The organism is Streptomyces sp. NPDC111516, from assembly GCF_055635345.1.
Genome location: NZ_JBVKBV010000013.1, coordinates 130,973 through 145,943, shown reverse-complemented (window position 1 = coordinate 145,943; position 14,971 = coordinate 130,973). Strand labels below are relative to the sequence as shown.

The following is a 14,971-nucleotide window of genomic DNA, read 5'->3' as shown; positions in this document are numbered from 1 at the left end:
ATCACGCATCCTCGAAGGTCTGACGCTGGCGGCCGAGTCCGTCGATCTCCAGCTCCACCGTGTCGCCGGCGCGTAGGTAGGGGGTGTCCGGCAGGCCGAGGGCGACGCCGGCGGGGGTGCCGGTGTTGATGACGTCGCCGGGCTCCAGCACCATGTACTGGCTCAGATACCAGACGATGTGCGCCACGGAGAAGATCATGTCCTTGGACGTGCCGTTCTGCCGCTGCACGCCGTTGACGCTCAGCCGCAGGCCGAGCGCCTGCGGGTCCGGCACCTCGTCGGTGGTGACCAGCCACGGCCCGAGCGGGTTGAACGTCTCGCACGACTTGCCCAGGTCCCACTGCGGGGACAGCTCCAGCTGGAAGGCCCGCTCGGAGACGTCGTTGCTGACGGCGTAGCCCGCGATGACTCCCGCCGCGTCGTCGGGTCCCTCCAGATACCGGGCCCGGCGGCCGATCACCACCGCGAGCTCGACCTCCCAGTCGGTCTTCCGGGAGCCCCGCGGCACGAGCACCGTGTCGTAGGGACCGACGACGGTACCGGGGTCCTTCATGAACACCACCGGCCGCTCGGGCACGGCCGCACCGGTCTCGGCGGCGTGGTCCCGATAGTTGAGGCCGACGCAGACCACCTTGCCGGGACGGGCGACTGGCGCGCCGACGCGAACTCCCTCCGTGTTCAGGGCGGCCAGTGTGCCGGCCCGCAGGGCGGTGCGGACCTGCTCCACGCCATCCACGGCGAGGAAGGACCCGTCGATGTCGCGGGTCAGTCCAGTGAGGTCGTAGGTGATTCCGTCGTCGGCGAGGACGGCCGGTCGTTCGGAGCCGGGAGCGCCGAGGCGCAGCAGTTTCACGTGTTCTCCTTGCGGGCGCGGCACGATTCGTACCGCGTGGTGGTTCTGGGGTGGGGCGGACGGAACGTGGGCCTACTCCATGAGGAAGACCTGCTCCATGTCGGCCCACCACTCGCCGGGCGCGGCCTCGTCGACGGGCCGCTGGCAGGGCGCGGTGAGCTTCCACCACTCCTGGGTGGCCGGGTCCTCGGCCATCGCGGCGAGGTCCGCCGCGAGGTCGTCGCCGTGGTACTCGAAGTAGGCGAACAGCCGGTCGCCGAGGAGATGGATCGAGTAGTTGGTGATGTGGGAGCGCCGCAGCCGGTCGAGGACCGGTCCGGGTACGTCGCGGTGCAGCTCCCGGTACTCGTCCACCTTGTCCGGGACGATGTGGATGACCTGGGCGACCCGCTTCACGAGGCGGCTCCCTTCGCGGTCACGGCCGAGACGGCACGATCGTGGATGATCCGGATGATCTGCCCGCTCATGCTGTCGTAGTCGTGGTCGTTGTCCACCTCGCCGCGGATGCGGTGGTCGGCCATGACCACCACCCGGTCGGCGAGGGTGATCATCTCGGTGAGGTCGCTGCTGATGAGCAGGATGGGCAGGCCGCCGCGGGCCAGCTCCCAGATGAGTTCGTGGAAGGCGTGCTTGGTACGCACGTCCACCCCGACGGTCGGTTCGTCGACGACCAGCAGCCGGGTGTCGGCCGCGAGCCACTTCGCCAGGCTCACCTTCTGCTGGTTGCCGCCGGACAGTTCACCGGCATTCTGCTCGAGACCGGAGACACGGATGCCGAGACGGTCGACGAGGTCCTGCGACACCTCCCGTTCCTGACGGGAGGAGATGTCACCGAGGAAGCGGCCCAGTTTCTTCCACACCGTCACGGTGATGTTCCGGACGATGGGCTGCTCCAGGAAGACCCCTTCTTCCTTGCGGTTCTCGGTCAGATAGCCGATGCCGTAGGTGTGCAGGGCCTCCCGGGGGGAGCCGATCCGGGCCGGCTCGCCGTACACCCGGATCTCGCCGGCCGTGACCCGTTCGAGGCCGAGGACGGCCTTGACCAGTTCGCTGCGGCCGGCGCCGACCAGTCCGTACAGGCCGACGATCTCGCCGGGCCGGACGTCGAGCGAGACGTCCTGGTGTCCGGCCGCCGTGCACAGCCCCGACAGGGACAGCGCCGGTTGGGCGGAGGTGTCCACCGTGCGCGGGGTCATGTCCGTCACCGAGTGGGTGCGGCCGACCATGAGGGTGACCACGTCGTCCTGGGCGTACTCGGCGAGGGGGGCCGACTCGAGCACCGACTTGCCGTCGCGCAGGACGGTGACGGTGTCGCAGATCGCGAAGACCTCGTCCAGCTTGTGGCTGACGAACACGACGCAGGTGCCGCGTTCCTTGAGGCGGCGTACGACGTCGAAGAGGCGCTCCGCCTCCTGCGGGGAGAGGGAGGCGGTGGGCTCGTCGAGCAGCAGCACCCGGCTCTCGGTGTACAGGGCCTTGGCGATCTCGACCAACTGCTGCTGGGCCACGGACAGTTCCCGCACCGGTTGGTGCGGGTCGATGTCCAGGCCGAGCTCGGCCAGGCAGCGGAGGGCCGGGGCGATCATCGCCTCCCGGTCGACCAACCCGCGGCGTGACGGAGGGCTCTGCAGCGTGATGTTCTCCGCGACGGAGAAGCCGGGGATCAGGTTGCGCTCCTGGTGAACCACGCCGATACCTGCCCGGGTGGCCTCCAGCGGGGAGCGCAGGTGGATCTCCTCACCGCTCCGGAGCAGTCTGCCGCCGTCCGGCAGGTGCACGCCGGTGATCACCTTGATCAGCGTGGACTTGCCCGCTCCGTTCTCGCCCAGCAGGGCGTGCACGGAACCGGCGGTCAGGGTCAGGCCGACGCCGTCGAGGGCGCGTACGCCGGGGAAGACCTTGACGATGTTCTCGCATTCCAGCAGTACGTCGCTCATCGGGCGCCTCCCGGGCTCGGCAGGGCCGCGGCCGGCGGGGTGTCGCTTCCCGGCGGTGAGGGTGGCGTGCGGCCGGGCGCCGTGCCCTTCTTCTCGAGTCGGGTCTGGTGGATGCGGCCGCCGACGACCGTGCCGAGGACGACCAGGCCGATGAGGAAGTTCACCCAGCTCGGGTCGAGGGAGAACTGGGCGCGCGCGGTGTCGATGAGCCGCATGACGAAGGCGGCGAGCACGGTGCCGACGACCGCCACGGAGCCGCCGGTCAGCGCGACGCCGCCGATGATGGGGGCCGCGAAACTGGGCAGCATCCAGTCTCCGCCGACACTGCGGTTGACGCCGGGCAACGAGGCGGTCGCGATCAGCGCGGCGATGCCGATGAGTAGGCCGGACAGGGTGTGGGCGACCACGATCTGCCGGTCGCTGGAGATGCCCGACAGGCGGGCCGCGAGCGGGTTGCCGCCGGCGGCCAGCAGTCGCCGGCCCGCGATGGTGCGGTACATGAACGCTGCGAGCAGGGCAGCAGCGGCGAGCGCGGTGACGAAGACGAGCGGGATGTTCAGCGGAGCGGCGCGGCCGAAGTCGCGCAGCGTGGCGGAGTATCCGTCGATGGTGCGGGTGCCGGAGAGCCGGTACTGCGCTCCGAGCAGGATGGTCATGGTGCCGAGGGTGACGATGAAGCCGTTGATGCGGGTGGCGACGATGAAGACGCCGGTCAGCAGGCCGACGAGGGTGGCGGTGAGGACGCCGACGAGCACGGCGAGCCCGGCGGGCACCCCGTGGTCGGCCATCAGCACGCCCATCAGGCAGGCGGTGAACCCGCCCAGCGCGCCGACGGCGAGATTGAGCTGACCGACGCACAGGGCCACCATCTGGGCCAGACCGATGAGGATGGGCGTGGCGAGGTACTGCAGGAACGTGCGGAGGGAGGGCCCTTCGAAGAAGGAGCCGGACGAGGCGATGCCGAGGCCCACGTAACCGACGACGACCACGCACAGCAGGGTCATCGTGGTGGACCGGGAGAAGCGCCGCAGTGCCGGGACGGCCATGCCTTGCTTGCCGCGGAGCGTCGTCATGTGGAGCGCACCACCTTGCGATAGGACACGACGGTGCGCACCCGGTCTGCGGACAGAGCCAGCAGAAGTACGCAGCCGAGGTAGATGTTGAGACTTTCCAGGCCGACACCGAGCAGGTCGAGGCCCTTGCGGATGACGCCGACCAGGGAGGTGCCGAGCAGGGCGCCGATGACGGAGACGACGCCGCCGGTGAGCAGGGTCCCGCCGAGGACCGCACCGAGGAAGGAGGGGAGCATGAAGTCGTCACCGATGGAGGCGCGGAAGGTGCCGGTGCCGACGGCGGCCATGAAGCCGGCGAGGGCCGCGAGCAGTCCGGACAGGGCGTGGGCCAGGATGACCCGCCGCCCGGTGGGGATGCCTGACAGTTCCGCGGCGGCGGGGTTGGCGCCGGTCAGCAGCAGTTCCCGGCCCATGCGGGTGCGGGCGTAGAGGAAGCCGAGGCCGGCCAGGGCGAGCACGGTGAACTGGGCCAGCTGCGGGATCGCGGGCGAGCCGCAGACGGGGCCGACGCAGATGTCGGCGAGCGAGTAGGAGCGCAGTTCCGCGAGCCCGTCGGGCCGTGTGGTGAACGCGGCGTTCTGTGTGAGAGCCGAGTAGAGCAGGGAGACCAGGCCCAGCAGGGCGAAGTCCATGGCCAGTGTCACGACGAACGAGTTCACGCCGGTGCGGGCGATGATCCAGCCGGTCAGTGCCCCGATGGCGCATCCGGCGACGAGGCACAGCACCAGGCCCAGCGGCAGCGGCAGTTCGAGCCGGTCGTAGCCGAACCCGGCGAAGAAGGCGCCGAAGGCCGCCATGCGTCCGACGGCGAGGTTCATGTGTCCGATGGACAGCACGACCATCTGCGCGAGGGCCACCACCGTGAGCGTCGAGATTTCCCTCATGAGCGGGAAGAGCACCAGCCGCTCGTCGAAGAAGGCGGGGCGCGCCACGCCGAACAGGACGGCGAGCGCGACGGTGATCACAAGCAGACCGAGGCGCTGGTTGACCCAGAAAGGCAGCCGGTGAGCCGGGCGGGCTCCGTCCGTGGGGCGGTCGGTCTCGCCGCCGGTGGGTGTGACGGCCGCCGTCTTCATGAGACCCTCCGGTCGTCGATGGCGTCCATGTCCCAGTCGATGCCGATGCCCGGCTCGTCCGGCGCCACGGCCCGCCCGTCGCGCAGGACCATCTCGGTGCGGGTCACGGCGCGCAGCTGCGGGATGTACTCGACGAACGCGCCGTTGGGTACTGCGGCGACCAGGCTGACGTGCAGTTCCATCAGGAAGTGCGGGCACACCTTGACGTTGAAGGTCTCCGCGAGATGGGCGACCTTCAGCCACGGGGTGATACCGCCGATGCGGGCGACGTCCACCTGCACGATGGAGGCGGCGCCGGTCTCCAGGTAGCTGCGGAACTGCATGGGCGAGTACATCGACTCGCCGACGGCTATCGGGATGCGGGTCGACCGGGCCAGCCGGGCGTGGCCGCTGATGTCGTCGGCGGGCATGGGCTCCTCGAGCCAGTACGGGCTGTACGGTTCGAGGGCGGCGGCCAGCTGCACGGCGGAGGACAGCGACTGCGACTGGTTGGCGTCCGTCATGATGTGCAGGGACGGTCCGACGGCCTCGCGTACGGCGCGCAGGCGCTCCGCGTCCTCGGCGACGTGCGGCTTGCCCACCTTGATCTTGACGCCGGAGAACTGGGCGTCCTTGGCCGCGAGCGCGGACTTGACCAGGTCCTCGGTGCCGAGGTGGAGCCAGCCTCCCTCGGTGTCGTAGACGGGGATCTCCTGGCGGTGGCCGCCGGCCAGCCGCCACAGTGGTTCACCGGCGCGCTTGCAGCGCAGGTCCCACAGGGCCGTGTCCACGGCGGCGAGCGCCAGTGAGGTGATGGCACCGGTGGTGGTCGCGCGGGTCAGGCCGAACAGCTCCTGCCAGAGCCCTTCGACGTTGCGTGCGTCCTGGCCGGTGAGCCGGGGCAGGAGGTGCTCTTGGAGCAGCGCCAGTACCGAGCTGCCGCCGGTGCCGATCGTGTACGCGTAGCCGGTCCCCACCAGGCCGTCGGCCGTGGTGAGGGTGACGAGGACAGTCTCCTGCTTGACGAACGACTGCACGGCGTCCGTGCGGTCGGTCTCCACGGCGATGTCGGCCAGCAGGGCGGTTGCGTTGGTGATGAGGGTCATGCGCGTGCTGACTTTCTGTATGAGAGGCGGGGGTGGTTAGCCGCAGGAGAGGAGCTCTTCGGCGAACTGCTTCTTCAGCTCCGCCGTCTTGGCCTTGCGCGCGTCGTCATAGCTGGAGACGTTCTCCTTCGTGACCACGAAGGAGCCGGAGTCGACAGTCTTGCCGGGCTCCTTCATCGTGCACTGCTTGGTCTGCAGCAGGGCCAGCGCCCAGGCGCCGACCTCCACCTGACCGACGGGGTTCTGCACGACTGTGGCACTGACGGAGCCGTTCTTGATCGAGGAGAGGATCTTGGAGTCGTCATCGACGGCCACGACCTTGGCCTTCGAACCGGACTCGCGCACGGCTTCGGCCGCGGCGACTGCCGGGTTGTAGGCGGTCGAGACGATGCCCTGGATCTGGCCGCCCTTGGCCGCGAGCAGGTCGGAGACCGCCTTCTGCGCGGTCTGGAGGTCCTTGTCGATGTCGGTGATGGTCTGCAACAGGGTGATCTTGCCACCGCTCTCCTTCACCGCCTTCTCCACGCCCCGCTTGCGCAACTGGGTGTTGGCGTCGACGTTGTTGCCGGTCAGGTGGACGAGGGTGCCCTTGCCGCCCATGGCCTCGATGGCGGCCTTCGCGGCCTTGTACGCGGCGAGCTCGACGTCTGTGGAGAGGCAGAAGTCCGCCTCGTCCTTGTCGCCGGCCGGGCAGGAACCCAGCGAGGCGACGGCGAAGCCCTGGGACCTGAGGTCGGCGAAGGTGGTATTGATGTCGGTCGGGGAGACGCCGAAGACGCCGAAGGCGTTGTAGCCGCGGGCCGCGAGCGTCGAAACCAGGTTGTTCTGCTTCTGCTGGTCCCACTCGGCGGTCTCGTCGAAGGTGACGTCGCCCAGTCCGAGTGTCTTCTTGGCATCCGCGCCGGCCTGCTTCCAGGGATGGAAGTAGGGGTGAGCGCCGCCGGGCACGAGCGCGACCTTGGTTCCGGAGCCGTCGGCGAGTTCTGCCGTCCCGCCGCCGGCCTTTCCTGAGACGGCGGCCGCCCCACCCGGCTCGCCCGAGTTCTTGATGGTGCAGGCCGACGAGGCAGCGGCGAGGAGTGCGAGGGTGACAGTGGCTGTCATCGCGGTTCTACGACGGCTCATGGTGGTGCCCCACTCAAATCAAATAGGATTTTGTTGCCGTGATATTCCGCGAGAGCGGGGGGTCGCGTCAAGACCCGCGGGGGATCAGGGCGGCGATTTTCCATTACGAACCGGTCTCAGGGCACACGAAGGCGCCACGACTCCAGGCGCTCTGCGCGGTCACTTGCTTCGCAACCGACCATGTCCTGCGCGGCCAGACTCAAAAGGATCATATAGAAAACGACGGGCCTGACGGATCGTCACAGGCGGACGTCGGTGCCGGAGGGGAGGCTGGGAGATGCCGTTGGAGGGCCGGCGAGCAGGATGCGGTGGCGGAGGAGGCCCAAGCTCGCGCGGCCGTGCAAGGCCGCACGGACGGCGGCGATCCACTCGGTGGGACGAGCGTCGTTGCCCTTCGCCGGAGTCAGTAGCTGGGCGAACTCGCCGACGAGTCGGGAGAGTTCGGCTGCTGCCGCGTGTCCCTGTTCTCGCAGTGGTTGGGCGTGGTCTGCGCACGCTGCTGCCGGCCGTCGAGCGGGCGATCCTCACCGTGGCCGACGCGTGTTGTGGGCCGGGATGGCCGTGCACATGCTGGAACTCGGCTTCAAGATCGCCCGGTCAGCCGCGCAGAGCTGATCAACGAGACGGCTCCCCGGACACGAACGGTGAACGACCTGCGGGAGGAAGTACGCCGGGCCGCGCTGCGGTCATTCGCCGGGCTGGCGGACGAGCGGGTTGGCACCGATGGAGTTGTGGATGCGGAAGGTGACCGTTCCCGGCCGGTAGCGGTCGTCGGACCACTCCACGGGGCGGCCGGCGTGGGCGGTGGTCACCCGGCGGACCCGCAGCAGCGGGGTGCCGCGGCGTACGCCGAGCAGTTCCGCGTCGCGGGTGCCCGCCGCAAGTGCGTCGATGACGTGCTCGCCGTGCGCGAAGACCACGCCCACCTCGTCGAGCAGCCGTTGGGTGACCGACTCGCAGTCGGGCTCGATGCGCTCGACCGCGTCCGCGATCCAGCCGGCGTAGACGGTGCGCTCCAGCAGGGCCGGCTGTCCGTCCAGGCCACGCACCCGCAGGACGTACAACACCTCTGCGCCCACCGGGAGTTGGAGGCGCAGCGCGTCCTCGGCGGAGGCCGGGCGCCGGGCGGTCTCGATGACGCTGCCCGTGGCCTTGTGTCCGGCTGCCCGCGCCCACTGGGCGAAGCTGCGCAGTTCGGTGAAGCTCTGGCTGCGGCGGGCGCCGAGCACCACCCGTCGGGTGCCCTGTCGTGAGCCGACCAGTCCCTCGGCCACCAGAGCCGTGAGCGCTTGGCGGACGGTGCCGCGGGATACCTGGTACCGCTCGGCGAGTTCGCCCTCGGTCGGGAGCCGGCCCCCCACCGGGTAGTCGCCGCGGTCGATCGCAACCCTCAGCTCGCCGGCGATCTCCTCGTGCCGTGCCGCCACACCCAGCCCTCTCATCCGCGATACCGGCTGCACTCTGCGCGCACACCGGCTTGTGCACACAGGGTAGGCGATCCCGCCGCACCGGGCACGCTCGTCCTGCACACAGCGGAGACCGCACCCCCACGCGGCTCGCGTCGTCCCGAGGAGCCTTCAAACCGAGAGCGAGCATCTGTTCTCCGTTCACCGAAAGGTCATCGCGCTCCGACGTACTGGGGACATCTTGTTTGGACAAGTTGTCTGCGTTCGGGCGGTACCCGATCCCTTTTGTCCGGGCAGCTCATGCACTCTCAGGAGATCTTGTGAACCTGTTCTCTGCGCGAACGGCCGGCTTTGCCGGCGTGCTGACCGCGGCCACGCTAGCGCTCAGCGCCTGCGGCTCGGCACCCGACTCCGCCGCGACCGGCCGCACGGGCGGGCCGCACGCCGCCACCGCCACCTCGGCGCAGGACCTCGGTGGTATGGACGCACTGGTCGCGGCGGCCAAGAAGGAGGGCGTGCTCAACGCGATCGCCCTGCCCCGCGACTGGGCCAACTACGGCGCCGTGATCGACGGATTCACCAAAAAGTACGGCATCAAGGTCAACGACGAGAACCCGGACGGCGCCAGCCAGGACGAGATCAACGCCATCACCTCGCGCAAGGGCCAGGGCCGCGCCCCGGACGTGGTGGACCTGGGCCAGTCGTTCGCGCTCAGCGCAGCTCAGCAGGGGCTGCTCGCCCCGTACAGGGTCGCGGCCTTCGACGACATCCCGGCCACGCAGCGCGACACCCAGGCCCGCTGGTACAACGACTACGGCGGCTATGTCTCGATCGGCTGCGACGCCAAACGCGTCAAGGAGTGCCCCCGGTCCTTGGGCGACCTGCTGAAGCCGCAGTACAAGGGCCAGGTCGCCATGAACGGCAATCCCACCAAGTCCGGCTCCGCCTTCGGCGGCGTCTTCGCCGCAGCCCTGGCGAACAAGAGCTCCTTCGACGACATCCAGCCCGGCCTGGACTTCTTCGCGAAGCTCAAGAAGGCCGGCAACTACAACCCGGTGGAGTCCACCCCGGCCACGGTCGAGAAGGGCGAGACCCCGATCAGCATCGACTGGGACTACCTCAACGCCGGTTACGCCGACGAGTTCCGCAGCAAGGGCGTGGACTGGAAGGTGGTCATCCCCACCGACGGCCAGTACGCCCAGTACTACTCGCAGGCCATCAACAAGGACGCCCCGCACCCGGCGGCCGCCCGGCTGTGGGAGGAGTACCTCTACAGCGCCGAGGGCCAGAACCTCTTCCTGAAGGGCTACGCCCGCCCGGCGCTCATGCCCTCGATGACTCGGAGTGGCACGGTCGACAGCGCGGCCGCCGCCAGTCTGCCCCAGGTCGACGGCACCCCCTCGTTCCCGACCGAGGCCCAGCTGGACAAGGCCAAGCAGGTCGTGGCCCAGGGCTGGGGCAAGGCCGTGGCCGGGTGACCCGGCCCATTGCCGACTCCTCCGTCGCCGTTTCCCCTGCCGTCGTGCCCGTCGGCGGGGGGCCGAACGCCGCGGTACGGGGCCCGGAACCGGCTCCGCCCGGGCCCCGGCCCGAGACCCGGCTGTCCCGCCCGGCCCGGCAACCGCGCCGTCGCTCGGTGGCCGCACTCGCGGTCGTACCTCTGCTTGCCTTCACCGCGCTGTGCTTCGGCATCCCCGCGCTGGCCATGCTGAACGGTGCGTTCACCGCGCAGGACCCGACGACAGGCGCCTCGCACTACACCACCGCCAACCTCAGCGCCTCGCTGCACGGCGCGTACCTGACCGCGCTGGCCGGCAGCGTCAAACTTGCCGCCGTCTCCGCAGGTGCGGGCGCGGTGCTCGGGCTGCTGCTCGCGCAGGCCGTGGTCACAGCCCGGTTCCGGGCGCTGCGCGAGGCGGTGCTCGCCGCCTCCGGGGTGCTGGCCAACTTCGGCGGGGTGCCGCTCGCCTTCGCCTTCGTCGCCACCCTGGGCAACGCCGGCGTGATCACACAGCACCTGCACCTGACCGAACACGGTTGGAGCCTGTACAGCTTCTGGGGCCTGGTGATCACATACCTGTACTTCCTGATCCCGCTGATGGTGCTCACCGTCGTGCCCGCGCTCGACGGCCTGCGCGTCCAGTGGCGGGAGGCGGCGCAGAACAACGGCGCCACCGCCTGGCAGTACTGGCGGTACGTCGCACTGCCCGTGCTGGCCCCGTCGCTGCTCGGCGGCCTGGTGCTGCTCTTCGGCACCGCCTTCGCCGCATACGCGACCGCCGCGGCCATGGTCGGCAGCTCGGTGCCTCTGGTCACCCTGCAGATCGCCGACGCCCTCTCCGGCAACGTGCTGGTCGGCCAGGCCAATACGGCGCTCGCACTCAGCCTGGACATGGTCCTGGTGGCCGGCCTGGTCATGGCGGTGTACCGACCCCTGCAGCGACGGAGCGCCCGATGGCTCGACTGACCCGCCTGCGCGTCTGGCGGGGCCTGGTCCTCGCCGGCGCGGCGCTGTACTTCCTGGGGCCGCCGGCCGCCTCCGCGGTCTTCACCGTGGACGTCCCCGGCCAGGGCCTCACCCTGGGCGCGTACACCCGCATCCTCGGCGCCGACGGCTTCGCCGACGGCCTGCTGCTCTCCTTCGAACTGGCCGCCGCCACCATCGTCCTGGTGCTGCTCCTGGTGGTGCCCGCACTGCTCGCGGTACGGCTGGGAGTGCCGCGGCTGCGCCCGGTGGTCGAGGTGGTGTGCTCACTGCCGCTGGTGGTGCCCGCGGTGGCGCTGACAGCCGGGATCAGCACCGTCCTCAAGTGGGCGCCCGACCACCTGGCACACACTCCGTTCTTCGCGACCTTCGTCGCCATCCAGAACCCGGCCTTCCCCGTGGTGCTGGTGCTCGCGTACACGGTGATGGCGCTGCCGTTCGTGCACCGGGCGCTCGATGCCGGTCTGAGCACGATCGACGTACGCACCCTGGTGGAGGCCGCCCGGAACTGCGGCGCCGGATGGCCGCAGGCGGTGCTGCGGGTGGTGCTGCCCAACCTGCGGGCGCCGCTGCTGGCCGCGTCCTTCCTCACCTTCGCCCTGGTGCTCGGCGAGTTCACCGTCGCGCAGCTGCTCGGCTTCCGGCCCTTCGCGGTGTGGATCGCCGGGATCGCAGGCGCCGACGCCCAGCTGTCGGTGGCCGTATCGGTACTCAGCCTGCTGCTCACCTGGCTGCTCCTGCTGCTGCTCGTGCCGGCCGGAGGGCGCCGCCGCACCGCTCGTACTCCCCGGAAGGGGGTCGTCTCCGCATGACCGATCTGCATACGACCGACCTCGGCTCGACCGACCGGACCCAGACAGAGGCCCGGAAGACCGGCGCCGCCCTCGAGTTCGTCGAGCTGCGCCGGTCCTTCGGCACCACCGTGGCTCTCGACGGGCTGAGCCTCTCGGTAAGGCCTGGTGAACTGCTCGCCCTGCTGGGCCCGTCCGGCTGCGGCAAAACCACCGCGCTGCGGATGCTCGCGGGCTTCGAGCAGCCCGAATCCGGCCAGGTGCTGGTGGACGGCCGTGACGTCACCCGGGTGCCGGCGCACCGCCGCGACGCAGGCATGGTCTTCCAGTCGTACAGTCTCTTCCCGCACCTCGATGCCCGCGACAACGTCGCCTTCGGGCTGCGGATCCGCAAGGCGGGTGCGGCCGAGCGGCGGGCCCGCGCTGCGGAGTTGCTGGAGCTGGTCGGGCTGCCCGACCACGGCGACCGCTACCCGCACCAGCTGTCGGGCGGCCAGCAGCAGCGCGTCGCGCTGGCTCGCGCACTGGCGCTGAGCCCACGGGTACTGCTCCTGGACGAGCCGCTGTCGGCACTGGACGCCAAGGTACGGCTGACGCTGCGCGAGGAGATCCGTCGACTCCAGCAGGACCTCGGCATCACCACCCTCTTCGTCACCCATGACCAGGAGGAGGCGTTGTCGATGGCCGATCGGGTGGCGGTGATGCGTGGCGGGCGGCTGGAGCAGTGCGCCCCGCCCGTGGAGCTGTACGCGCACCCGGCGACCGCGTTCGTCGCCGAGTTCGTCGGAACCATGAACCGGCTGCCCGGCCGCGCGGCCGGCGAGGGCGAGGTCGAGGTGCTGGACCGTAGGCATCCGGTGGCGGGCGGATCGGCGGCGGGCGCCGAGCTGGACGTGCTGGTGCGGCCCGAGGCCGTTGCCGTGCGGTCCGATGCCGACGGCGGGGCGAGGGTGGTGGCCGCGACCTTCCTGGGTGCGATGACCCGGCTGACCATACGGCTCGCCGACGGCACCGAGATCAAGGCCGACCTGTCCACACCCGACGCAGCCGCGCTCGGCGCGGGTGCGTCGGTCTCCGTGGCCCTCCCCGACCGACCGGTGCTGGTGGACTCCCGTCGCACCTCACAGAACATTCGCTGACGCCACATCACTTTTGATCGGAAGAGCAGACCTTGCCCCCACACACCGCCGAATCAGTCCGGCTGCAGGCCGTCCTCTTCGACATGGACGGCACCCTGGTGGACACCGAGTGGGTCTGGTGGGACGCCGTGGAGTCGGTCGCCCGCGGCCTCGGACACGCCCTCGGGGAGGCCGACACACCTCACGTACTCGGCCGATCCGTGGAGCACACCGCGGGCCACCTGCACCGCACCACCAGCGGGCGGGCACCCGCGGCGCACCTCGCCGACGAGCTCCTGACGGAGTTCGCGGACCGGGTCGCGGCGCAGGTGGTGCCGCGACCCGGCGCCCTGGTGCTGCTGGACGCGCTCCGCGAGGCGGGCATCCCCACCGCGCTGGTGTCCGCGTCCCCGCGCGCCGTGATGGACACCGTGCTGACGGCCATCGGGCGACACCGGTTCGACGTCACGGTCGCCGTCGAGGACACCCCGCGTACCAAGCCCGCCCCCGACCCCTACCTCGCCGCCGCCGCGGCGCTGGGGGTGCCGCCGCGCGCCTGTGTCGCCGTCGAGGACACCGCGGTCGGCGCCGCCTCCGCGGAGGCGGCCGGTTGCCCGGTCCTCGTGGTGCCGTCGCTGGTCCCCGTACCGGCGGGGCCCGGGCGGCGCATCATCGCCGGCCTCGACCACGCCGACCTGGCGCTGCTCCAGGACCTGGCGGCCCGGGGACGGACCGCCACCCCGGACCGCCTGACACATCACCGTTCCTAACCAGTGTGCATGAGTGAGTCCTGGACCCACTGTTGCGTACTGGGCGCATCCCGAACGGTGTTGGATGCGCTGGGTTCCCGCTTTCGCTTCCCGATCGGTGACAGCTCTCCGGGGGGCCGGTCCGTTGCGGGTGGGCGGGTTCCCTCACGTCCCCGGTCACCCGGTCTGGCCTGGACGGTCCGATGCCCCGCACGATCGCTCCGGTCGTGTGGGGGCGGTGCCGTCCGTCGCCGGATCGGGTGTCCGAGGGCGCGTCGTCCGATCGCGATGCCCGCGGCATCGTGACGGGACACCTTTCGGTGCGGGGTGACCAGCGGTTTCTGCCAGTGCTGGGCACCCCACATGCTGGTGTAGGCGGGGTCGACCGCGACAATGCTCAGGCCGTGTTCGGCGGCCATCGACACCAGCCGGGCCTTGAGTTTCCCGGTCGGGATACCGGAAATGAGCTGCCGGAACCCCTTGCGGCGGCCGTGCTTCTCCCGGGTCTTCTCGGTGGCGAAGTCGAGGTCTTCGATGCCGATCGCGGCGACACCGACACGCCTCGCCCAGTTGATCAGGCGGGTCAGCGCGTGGCGGATCTGTGCGTCGCGGTGACCGGCGGTCCCGGACAGGTCGTAGCAGAACCGCCGGGGCCCGCCCACGGGGTTGCCGTGCCGGTCGAGCCGGTAGGCGGCGAAGTGATCGGCATTGGTATCGACGCCGATCATGCCCCGGGCACGGGCGGCCTCCAACGGGATGGTCTTCACGACGGGCCGTTGCCAGGAGGCGGTGACGTACCAGCGGCCACGCTCCACGTCGAGGTGGATTCGGTAGGCGACGGCCCGGTTCGCGGCGATGCGGTCGGCCCACTCCGCACCCCGGTGCGCAAACGCGATCCGGGAGGCGAGGATGTACCGGCCGTGCCCGGCGTTGGCCAGGTGCGCGAGCGCAGCAGGCAGTCTGATACTGACCGCGCCGTCCGGGGTGACACGGATCGTCTCGTTACCGAACCGCTTCCCCGACTCACCATCAGCGGCAAGAAACCAGCGCTCCGCCTCCCAGTGTTCCCGCCACTGGCCTTCGGTGAGCCGGGCCTGGGTGAGGTGGTGGCGGGTGTTACTCCCGCTCAGCAAACCGACAGCAGCTCACAACCCCATGACTGACCCGGGTCCTGGGGGGCTTTTGCTGTCAGGAAACCACCCCCCCTTTCTCCCCCCCCCCCCCCCAGAAACGGGTTTGTGGAACCACCCTCCCGGGGGCGGTTGGGTCGCCC

General features: G+C 70.3%; 13 protein-coding genes and 2 pseudogenes. 5 read left to right on the top strand and 10 right to left on the bottom strand.

Annotated features, from left to right (window positions below; genetic code table 11):
• Position 1 precedes the first annotated feature (1 nt).
• From ACZ7L9_RS23850 to ACZ7L9_RS23810, 9 genes and pseudogenes are all read right to left on the bottom strand, one after another.
• The gene (locus tag ACZ7L9_RS23850; RefSeq protein WP_471417869.1) at positions 2-853 is read right to left on the bottom strand and encodes a fumarylacetoacetate hydrolase family protein; all 852 of its coding nucleotides are present in this window, start codon (positions 851-853) and stop codon (positions 2-4) included.
• 72 nt (positions 854-925) lie between these two features.
• Positions 926-1,249: an L-rhamnose mutarotase gene (locus tag ACZ7L9_RS23845; RefSeq protein WP_471417867.1), complete on the bottom strand. Its 324-nt coding sequence runs from the start codon at positions 1,247-1,249 to the stop codon at positions 926-928.
• A complete protein-coding gene (locus ACZ7L9_RS23840; protein WP_471417865.1) occupies positions 1,246-2,790 on the bottom strand; it encodes a sugar ABC transporter ATP-binding protein in 1,545 nt (514 codons plus the stop codon). The genes ACZ7L9_RS23845 and ACZ7L9_RS23840 overlap by 4 nt, the downstream gene beginning before the upstream one ends.
• Positions 2,787-3,863, bottom strand: a complete 1,077-nt coding sequence (locus ACZ7L9_RS23835) for an ABC transporter permease (protein ID WP_471417863.1) — start codon at positions 3,861-3,863, stop codon at positions 2,787-2,789. The genes ACZ7L9_RS23840 and ACZ7L9_RS23835 overlap by 4 nt, the downstream gene beginning before the upstream one ends.
• Positions 3,860-4,939, bottom strand: a complete 1,080-nt coding sequence (locus ACZ7L9_RS23830; protein WP_471417860.1) for an ABC transporter permease — start codon at positions 4,937-4,939, stop codon at positions 3,860-3,862. Before ACZ7L9_RS23830 ends, ACZ7L9_RS23835 begins: the two co-directional genes overlap by 4 nt.
• Complete coding sequence (locus ACZ7L9_RS23825) at positions 4,936-6,024, bottom strand: mandelate racemase/muconate lactonizing enzyme family protein (protein ID WP_471417858.1); 1,089 nt, start codon at positions 6,022-6,024, stop codon at positions 4,936-4,938. Before ACZ7L9_RS23825 ends, ACZ7L9_RS23830 begins: the two co-directional genes overlap by 4 nt.
• A 36-nt stretch (positions 6,025-6,060) precedes the next feature.
• Positions 6,061-7,149, bottom strand: a complete 1,089-nt coding sequence (locus ACZ7L9_RS23820; protein ID WP_471417856.1) for a sugar ABC transporter substrate-binding protein — start codon at positions 7,147-7,149, stop codon at positions 6,061-6,063.
• A gap of 239 nt (positions 7,150-7,388) precedes the next feature.
• A pseudogene (locus ACZ7L9_RS23815) lies at positions 7,389-7,595 on the bottom strand (hypothetical protein); the annotation flags it as partial.
• Between the two features lie 240 nt (positions 7,596-7,835).
• A complete protein-coding gene (locus tag ACZ7L9_RS23810; RefSeq protein WP_471418011.1) occupies positions 7,836-8,576 on the bottom strand; it encodes a GntR family transcriptional regulator in 741 nt (246 codons plus the stop codon).
• A 299-nt stretch (positions 8,577-8,875) separates the two neighbouring features.
• On the opposite strand from ACZ7L9_RS23810, the gene ACZ7L9_RS23805 reads away from it, so the two are divergent.
• From ACZ7L9_RS23805 to ACZ7L9_RS23785, 5 genes are all read left to right on the top strand, one after another.
• The gene (locus tag ACZ7L9_RS23805) at positions 8,876-10,033 is read left to right on the top strand and encodes an ABC transporter substrate-binding protein (RefSeq protein WP_471417854.1); all 1,158 of its coding nucleotides are present in this window, start codon (positions 8,876-8,878) and stop codon (positions 10,031-10,033) included.
• 122 nt (positions 10,034-10,155) lie between these two features.
• A complete protein-coding gene (locus ACZ7L9_RS23800; protein WP_471418009.1) occupies positions 10,156-11,022 on the top strand; it encodes an ABC transporter permease in 867 nt (288 codons plus the stop codon).
• Positions 11,019-11,852, top strand: coding sequence for an ABC transporter permease (locus ACZ7L9_RS23795; RefSeq protein WP_471418007.1), 834 nt, complete (start codon positions 11,019-11,021; stop codon positions 11,850-11,852). The genes ACZ7L9_RS23800 and ACZ7L9_RS23795 overlap by 4 nt, the downstream gene beginning before the upstream one ends.
• A complete protein-coding gene (locus ACZ7L9_RS23790; protein ID WP_471417852.1) occupies positions 11,849-12,970 on the top strand; it encodes an ABC transporter ATP-binding protein in 1,122 nt (373 codons plus the stop codon). Before ACZ7L9_RS23795 ends, ACZ7L9_RS23790 begins: the two co-directional genes overlap by 4 nt.
• A 32-nt stretch (positions 12,971-13,002) precedes the next feature.
• Complete coding sequence (locus ACZ7L9_RS23785; RefSeq protein ID WP_471417850.1) at positions 13,003-13,719, top strand: HAD family hydrolase; 717 nt, start codon at positions 13,003-13,005, stop codon at positions 13,717-13,719.
• Here the strand turns inward: ACZ7L9_RS23785 and ACZ7L9_RS23780 are convergent.
• Positions 13,716-14,816 (bottom strand): annotated as a pseudogene (locus ACZ7L9_RS23780) (IS200/IS605 family accessory protein TnpB-related protein); the annotation flags it as partial. The gene ACZ7L9_RS23785 and the pseudogene ACZ7L9_RS23780 overlap by 4 nt on opposite strands.
• Between the last annotated feature and the right edge of the window lie 155 nt (positions 14,817-14,971).

Coding starts and splice junctions, on each gene's coding strand:
- ACZ7L9_RS23840 (WP_471417865.1), bottom strand. CDS start 2,790: ATGAGCGACGTACTGCTGGAATGCGAGAACATCGTCAAGGTCTTCCCC.
- ACZ7L9_RS23830 (WP_471417860.1), bottom strand. CDS start 4,939: ATGAAGACGGCGGCCGTCACACCCACCGGCGGCGAGACCGACCGCCCC.
- ACZ7L9_RS23790 (WP_471417852.1), top strand. CDS start 11,849: ATGACCGATCTGCATACGACCGACCTCGGCTCGACCGACCGGACCCAG.
- ACZ7L9_RS23835 (WP_471417863.1), bottom strand. CDS start 3,863: ATGACGACGCTCCGCGGCAAGCAAGGCATGGCCGTCCCGGCACTGCGG.
- ACZ7L9_RS23820 (WP_471417856.1), bottom strand. CDS start 7,149: ATGAGCCGTCGTAGAACCGCGATGACAGCCACTGTCACCCTCGCACTC.
- ACZ7L9_RS23825 (WP_471417858.1), bottom strand. CDS start 6,024: ATGACCCTCATCACCAACGCAACCGCCCTGCTGGCCGACATCGCCGTG.